The following is a 6288-nucleotide window of genomic DNA, read 5'->3' as shown; positions in this document are numbered from 1 at the left end:
GGCGCTCCGAGCGCCGTGTGGCGAGCCACACAAGCGAGGAGCAACGCCGCAGCGCGCCCGCCCTGCGCCCCCAAAACGGGAAATTGTTTTGGGCCATGTCCGAAGCAACGTCGATGATGGGACCGCGACTACGTACCAGCGCAATTCATGCAATCTGGTTTCATTCGTCACAGACGCTTGCCGTTGCTTCAAGAAAGTACATATATTTGCAACGACGAGCAGGGGGCTTTTGGCCTGATGAGCGGGCATGATCGAACTACTCTCAGCCTCTGACCGCCAGCCCGCAAGCATTGGGTCTGTTTCTTCGTGTACTCGAACAGCACTTCGGCTGAACACCATGGTTTGTGGGCGTGGAAGGGTCTACTTTGGCCCGTCAGTTCCATTCACATCGGGTTCACAAGAAAATCATCGTGGGTTGCTCATTTTCCAGGCCAGTCACAGGTACGCGACACTCACCAACCGCAGCGACGGGACAGCAAGGCGATCCCGCACAGGAATCACGAACGACCCGAGAGAGCGGCCTGTCCGGGCCGCCCGAATTGATAGCGCGGACATCGTCTTCGGGCGGCATCGCGCCACGAGGAGAAGCACCTTTCGCAAAGCTTCCAGCGGAGATCTTCGAGAAGGAGATCCTGAAGCACTTGTCGAGCGACGCACCTTCGCGGGCCCGACATATGGTCGCCCTGTCGCAGACATCTCGCGCTCTACGGCGTCTGGTGCATAGAGTCGACTCCTTCCCGAAATACCGACGGCTGGGTCTCCTGATGCAAGCCGCTGAACGTGAGATCGGCGCCGGCAGCCAGCTCACCCCACGCCGTGTCAGGGCGTATGCTTCCTTGCTCGGACTATTAAGTCCGCAGCAGCAAGAATGCCTTGTGTCCGCCGCGATCGACTCAGGCGATAGTGAAGCGATAGCCGCGCTGGGCGCGAAAGTTGCGCGCCTGAACGAGGACCACCGCAAGCGCTTCGTCGACGCCGCCCTCGGCCTCACCGAATTCAAAAAGGCTCGAGTAATAGCAAGTCTTGGCGCAGGAATGGCACATCTGAGCAGGGCTCAGCGCGGATGGCTCGTAGACGCTGCGATCCACCTGGAACATAGCTTCGACCGGGCCGTTGCGATAGCCGGCCTGGGCGCGGGAGTGGCGCACCTGAGCGAACCCCAGCGCGCGCGCCTCGTCGACGCCGCCATGGGCATCGACGGTGAAGACAAGGTCTTAGCAATAGCGGGTCTTGGCGCTGGAGTGGCGCACCTGAGCGAAGGCCAGTGCGAGCGCCTCGTCGTCGCCGCCATCGGCCTCAGCTACCGCGACAAGGCTCGAGCAATAGCTGATCTTGGCGCAAGAATGGCGCATCTGACCGAGGGCCAGCGTGCGAGGCTCGTCGCCGCCGCCATCAGCCACGTCTACCGCGACAAGGGTCGAGCAATAGCCAGTCTTGGCGCAGGAATGGCCCATCTGAGCGGGGCCCAGCGCCAAGACCTCGTCATCGCTACGATCGCCCTGGACCATAGAGACCGGGCCGTTGCGATAGCCGGTCTTGGCGAGGGGGTAGCGCACCTGAGCGAACCCCAGCGCGAGAGCCTCGTCGCCGCCGCCATCGGCCTCACGGGTCATAACAAGGTCTTAGCAATAGCCGGGCTTGGCGCAGGAATGGCGCATCTGAACGTTGACCAGCGCGAGAGCCTCGTCGTCGCCGCCATCGGCGACCTCACCTATCTCAACAAAGCCCTAGCGATAGCCAGCCTTGGCGCACGAATGGCGCATCTGAGCGTTGACCAGCGCGAGCGCCTCGTCGCCGCAACGATGGACATGGACAATAACCACTGCAAAGGCCTTGCGATAGAAGGGCTGGGCGCGGGAGTGGCGTATCTGAGCGAACTCCAGCGCCAGAGCCTCGTCGCCGCTACGATCGACCTGGGCGATAGCTTCGAACAGGCCAAAGCGATAGCCGGTCTGGCCGCGGGAGTGCCTCACCTGAGCGAAGCCCAGCGCGAGAGCCTCGTCGTCGCCGCCATCGGCCTCAGCGACAGCTCGAAGTCTTGGGCGATCGAGGCGCTAAGTGCGCAAGCGGCGCACCTGACCGAGGACCAGCGCTACCGCCTCTTCTGCGCCACCATCAGATTGGACAGATCGGACAGATCGGACAGCTCAGACAGCTCGGACAGACCACTATGAACAAGCCCAAGCGATGGCCGGTTTTGGCCCAGGAATGACGCATCTGGATGTCTCTCAGCACGAAAGACTCGTCACCGCTGCCCTCGGCCTCGACAAAAGATCGAGTACAGGGCCTTTGCGATAGAGGGGCTGGTTGCGGCAATGACGCATCTGGCTGTCTCTCAGCGCGACCGCCTCTCGCACTGAGAGTGCTAGAGCTTTTCTTGGCGACATCATTTCAGCGCCCGCGCCTGGCTCAGACTGCTGCAATGGCACACGCCGTCGTCGGCGTGGCGCTCGAAGGGCGTAGTGGCTCTGTTCTTCGTCTACTCAAACAGCATTTCGGTTGAACGCCATGGTGTGTGCCGGAGAAGGGTCTAATTTGGACGGTCATTCCTTCATTCACATCTCGAAGACTGAGACCAACAAGATCTGTAGACATGTGTAGAGCGAAGCATCGAGATGAAGCTCCTTCTTGACAATGGCGATGAGTACGGGGGTGGACACAGCGCCCAGATCTGCGTCTTCACCGTGTTCTCGCTCGTGCCCAGGAATCGCTTGATACGCAGATGCTGCTTGATCCATTTGAAGAACAGCTCGACCTGCCAACGGCTCTTGTAGAGCGCGGCGATCGTCAGGGCTGGCAGGCTGGTGTTGTGTTGGACATCCTGCCCGTGGAGGCGGGTGCTTTCTACGTGATGGGTCGCGGCTACGTCAATGATTCTCCCGAAGGTCTTCAATGGCACGAACTCCATCACCTGTGCGAAAAGCGTCTTGCCCACGTTCATGCGTCAACACCCCGGGTCAATCAAACCCGCGAGCATTGCAAAACGGCAATCCGAAATTCAAATCGTGGACACCCATGAATCTCTCGAAACCCGCGTCAGCATTGGCTTTGCGGCCGACTGGCACCAAATAAACCGGACACTACTGAAAGCATCCATGCACTCCGAACAATTCCCCTCCGACGAGACGACGCTGCCGGCGCACCTGCGTTCCAAGCTGCCCACCTTCGACACCGAGCGCTTCCTGATCGTGCCGCTAAATCCGGCCCAGGTGCGTGAGCTGGCCGAGGGGCTGTTGCAGGACGAACGTCTCGCCGAGTACGTGACGTGGATGGAGGACAAGTCGCGCGACGGAGCGCTGCGCGAAGCGTTCCTCCTCGAGATGCAATGCGCCGCCGGTACTACCTTGGCCTGGGGAATCGTCGAGCGCGAGAGCTCGTTGTTCATTGGCGCTTTGCTGGCACGACCGTCGATCGAAGGGCTCGACCTTGAAGTGCTGTGCACGCCGGACCTATGGCACCAAGGTGTTGCCGAAGAAGCTGCGGGGCCGGCGGCCGACTGGCTCGAGGAACACTGCGAAATCGAGATGATGACCCCGAACTGAACGCCGCCGGGCGGCGCGCTTGGCTTGCACAAGTCCGTTCCTGGGCTCTGCGGTTGTCCAGCATGCCGCGCACGACGGCATCGAGGTGGGTCTTGAGCGTGGTGGCAAGGTTCTTGAAGAAGACTGGGCGATGGGAGATCCTGGTCGGCCCCCAAGGAAACGATGTCACGAAACGACTGGCGTCGCCCGCTGCTCTGACCTACAGTGGCCATTCGCCACCACGAGGAGCCACGACATGCCAATTCGTATCGCATCGTTAACCCAGCGGATCTCGGCAAACGGTCAGGCGCTGCATCGCGCGATGCAGCGCCGGGTAGAAACGCGCGGGGCGGACCACGACCCGTCCGAGGACGAGCAGGCCCTGATCGAGCAGCGCCGGCTGCTCAAAGAGGAGCGCGACAAGCGCGAGGCAAAGGCATTGCTGCCCAAGCCGAGCGCCGCCGACCGTCTGGTGCGAACGCATCACCCCGAGGCCAAGGACAAGCCGAAGCTCAAGAAGGAACGCCCGCAAGCGAAGGCCTCCACGCAGTCCAAGGACCACAAGTCACGCGCCGAAAAGCATGCGGCCAAGGCGGCGGCCCTCGACGCCGCGCGCAAGTCGTCAAAGAAACCGGCGAAGTGAGGCTGATCGATCGAGCTTCGACGACAACCAGGGCTTGACGATATGGTGGTCAGCCTCACCCAGTCGTCCGGGTGGTGCCTGTCCAGCGCTTTCATCAGCAGCCCATGACCGATGTTGTCGAAGAGTCCCACGATGTCGCGCGCCCGCCCAGCGCCCCCAAAACGGGAAATTATTACGGGCCATGTCCTAAGCGTTGGTCAGGCACCTCGATGTTGCTTCAGGCGGCAAAGCGCTCGTGAGGACGTGCGAGGTAGAACCATTCCTGGCCCGGCTCGGCGGCAGGATTGGGAAAGACGATGCGACCATCGGATTCAGCCAGCAGCGCCGTGCCGTCATGGCGGATGCCGATGAGCTCCCCGGCACGCACCGTATCGAAGCTCGCCCAATCATGACTGAAGCGGTCGTCGGCGTGGTCCCTGTCGATCACCTGAAACAACCGCAGCCCCTCCACATCGGTGGCCGGTAACGGTTCGGGCGCGTCGATCAGGCGCAGGTGGGCCAGCGTATTCAGAATTGCCCGGTACGCAACTTCCGGGGCTCGCGGGTCCTCGTGTTGTCCGCATTCGAGCGTAAAGCCCCAGCCGCCAACGCGCCTCATGTACTCGGTGGTGCCAACGCCATAGTCGGCATCCAGGTCCAGCGCCACATCGCCTTCGCTCGCATGTCGAGCGCGTCGGCGCTCTACACCAGACGCATAGGTGCCGAGCCAACCGTCGACGATGCGGCGAACGCCCAGTCGCACGGCAAGCGCCTCCTCGCGTGCGGCATGGCCAAAAGGTTCCAGCGCGCCGGAATTGTCTTCGGGGCCCACCATCACGAACGGCGCTCCGGCGGTGTGAAAGGAGTGCAAGTCCAGCAGCACCTCGTGTCGCGCCAGCAGCGGACACAGCCAGTTTGCCACGTGGTCTTCGAACTCGCGCGGATCATCGGTAGGGACCAGCTTGCGGTTGAGGTTGCGGTCGCCCTGCCGCTGCTGCCGCTCGTAAGCCAGCGGATTTGTCACCGGCACGAAGGTAGCCTCGCCGGTGGCGATCTCCAGCCGCCCTTTTGCGATGTCATCGAGCACGCGACGGATGGCCACGGTGCCGCAGGTTTCGTTGCCATGCACCGCGCCCGTCACGATCAGCCGCGTGCCGGGCGCCGCCGCGGCAAAGTGAATGGATTCGAAGGCGCGCATCGTCAGAGGCTGAGGGTATTTCGAGCGAGTCCGGGCAGCACGTCAGAAGGCGGCTGATCTATGCGCAATGAGCAGCCATGGCCCGGACGACGGCAAGCATTTGCAACGACGAGCAGGGGTCCTTTGACGTGATGAGCGGGCATGATCGAAATTCTCTCAGGCTCTCAGCATCTCAGTCCACGCGAGTGAAATGCTGCCGTACATGCTTGCGGTCCAGCATGTCGAAATGCCACCACTCGTTCTCGATGCCGTTGAAACCCCCGGCTGCCATCGCATTGCGCAGCAGCTGACGGTGACGCACGTGAGCCGAAGTCAGCACGCCCTTGGCCAGGTGCACCGCTTCCAGCCGGGGGTGAGACACCTCGGTCATCTCGTCGAAGCCGCTGCCCATGTCGAGCTCGCGGCCCTGGGGGTCGACCAGCGGGACATCCAGGGCCATGCCGAAGGAGTGGATGGACCCAAGCGCGGGATCAGCCACGTACTGGCGCAGCCCGGTTCCGTCGAGGTGCTCCCACAACTGAACCTGCACGCGATGTGGACGCAGCGCGTCCAGCACGAGCACCCGATGGCCTGGGGCCTCGACCTGAAGGCGGGCAGTTGCCTGCTCCAGTCCTTCTGCCGCCAGCCGGTGAAGCCAGGCGCAATCCAATGCGCCGTAGAGATCGCGCCCGACGAAGTTGCGCAGGCCGGCATAGCGCAGGTCGACCGCAGGGCCGGAGACCGACGACAGGGGACGGAAGGCCGGGTTGGAAGCGATGTCCTCGCAGCGCATCAGGAGATGAGTGAAATGGCGATGTGACCGAGGATAACCGCCACGCCTGCCCCCCCGGTCGGGCTGAGGTATCGCCAGCAATTCTCAGTTTGCCCAACGTACCGACAATACGACCTTTTGAAGAGGAAGCGAGGGGCCAATCATCGTTGACGCAAGTGGTCAAACCGAGCCGATT

6 protein-coding genes and 1 pseudogene are annotated in these 6288 nt (G+C 62.3%); 4 read left to right on the top strand and 3 right to left on the bottom strand.

All coding sequences use genetic code 11. The features are described from left to right. The first annotated feature begins 764 nt into the window (after positions 1-764). A complete protein-coding gene (locus AC30NL_RS08155; RefSeq protein ID WP_489463504.1) occupies positions 765-2174 on the top strand; it encodes a hypothetical protein in 1410 nt (469 codons plus the stop codon). 387 nt (positions 2175-2561) lie between these two features. Here the strand turns inward: AC30NL_RS08155 and AC30NL_RS08150 are convergent. Beyond that, positions 2562-2812 (bottom strand): annotated as a pseudogene (locus AC30NL_RS08150) (transposase); the annotation flags it as partial. On the opposite strand from AC30NL_RS08150, the gene AC30NL_RS08145 reads away from it, so the two are divergent. The 3 genes from AC30NL_RS08145 to AC30NL_RS08135 all read left to right on the top strand — a co-directional run bounded on the left by AC30NL_RS08145 (position 2723) and on the right by AC30NL_RS08135 (position 4164). Further along, entirely contained in the window at positions 2723-3019 is a 297-nt protein-coding gene (locus AC30NL_RS08145; RefSeq protein ID WP_489463505.1) for a hypothetical protein, read from the top strand. The pseudogene AC30NL_RS08150 and the gene AC30NL_RS08145 overlap by 90 nt on opposite strands. Before the next feature lie 76 nt (positions 3020-3095). Continuing rightward, positions 3096-3542, top strand: coding sequence for a GNAT family N-acetyltransferase (locus tag AC30NL_RS08140; RefSeq protein WP_489463503.1), 447 nt, complete (start codon positions 3096-3098; stop codon positions 3540-3542). Positions 3543-3777: 235 nt separating this feature from the next. Next, positions 3778-4164 carry a hypothetical protein gene (locus tag AC30NL_RS08135; protein WP_489463502.1) on the top strand — a complete coding sequence of 129 codons (387 nt, stop codon included), beginning with the start codon at positions 3778-3780 and terminating at the stop codon, positions 4162-4164. A gap of 217 nt (positions 4165-4381) precedes the next feature. Here the strand turns inward: AC30NL_RS08135 and AC30NL_RS08130 are convergent, their stop codons facing one another. Beyond that, positions 4382-5341, bottom strand: coding sequence for a M14 family metallopeptidase (locus tag AC30NL_RS08130; RefSeq protein ID WP_489463501.1), 960 nt, complete (start codon positions 5339-5341; stop codon positions 4382-4384). Between the two features lie 172 nt (positions 5342-5513). After that, positions 5514-6113 (bottom strand): M15 family metallopeptidase, encoded by a 600-nt coding sequence (locus AC30NL_RS08125; RefSeq protein WP_489463500.1) that lies wholly within the window; start codon positions 6111-6113, stop codon positions 5514-5516. Positions 6114-6288 lie beyond the last annotated feature (175 nt).

The sequence above is a fragment of the Rhizobacter sp. genome, assembly GCA_021153565.1.
Classification (GTDB): domain Bacteria; phylum Pseudomonadota; class Gammaproteobacteria; order Burkholderiales; family Burkholderiaceae_C; genus Albitalea.
This window is presented reverse-complemented; position numbering and strand designations above follow the sequence as displayed.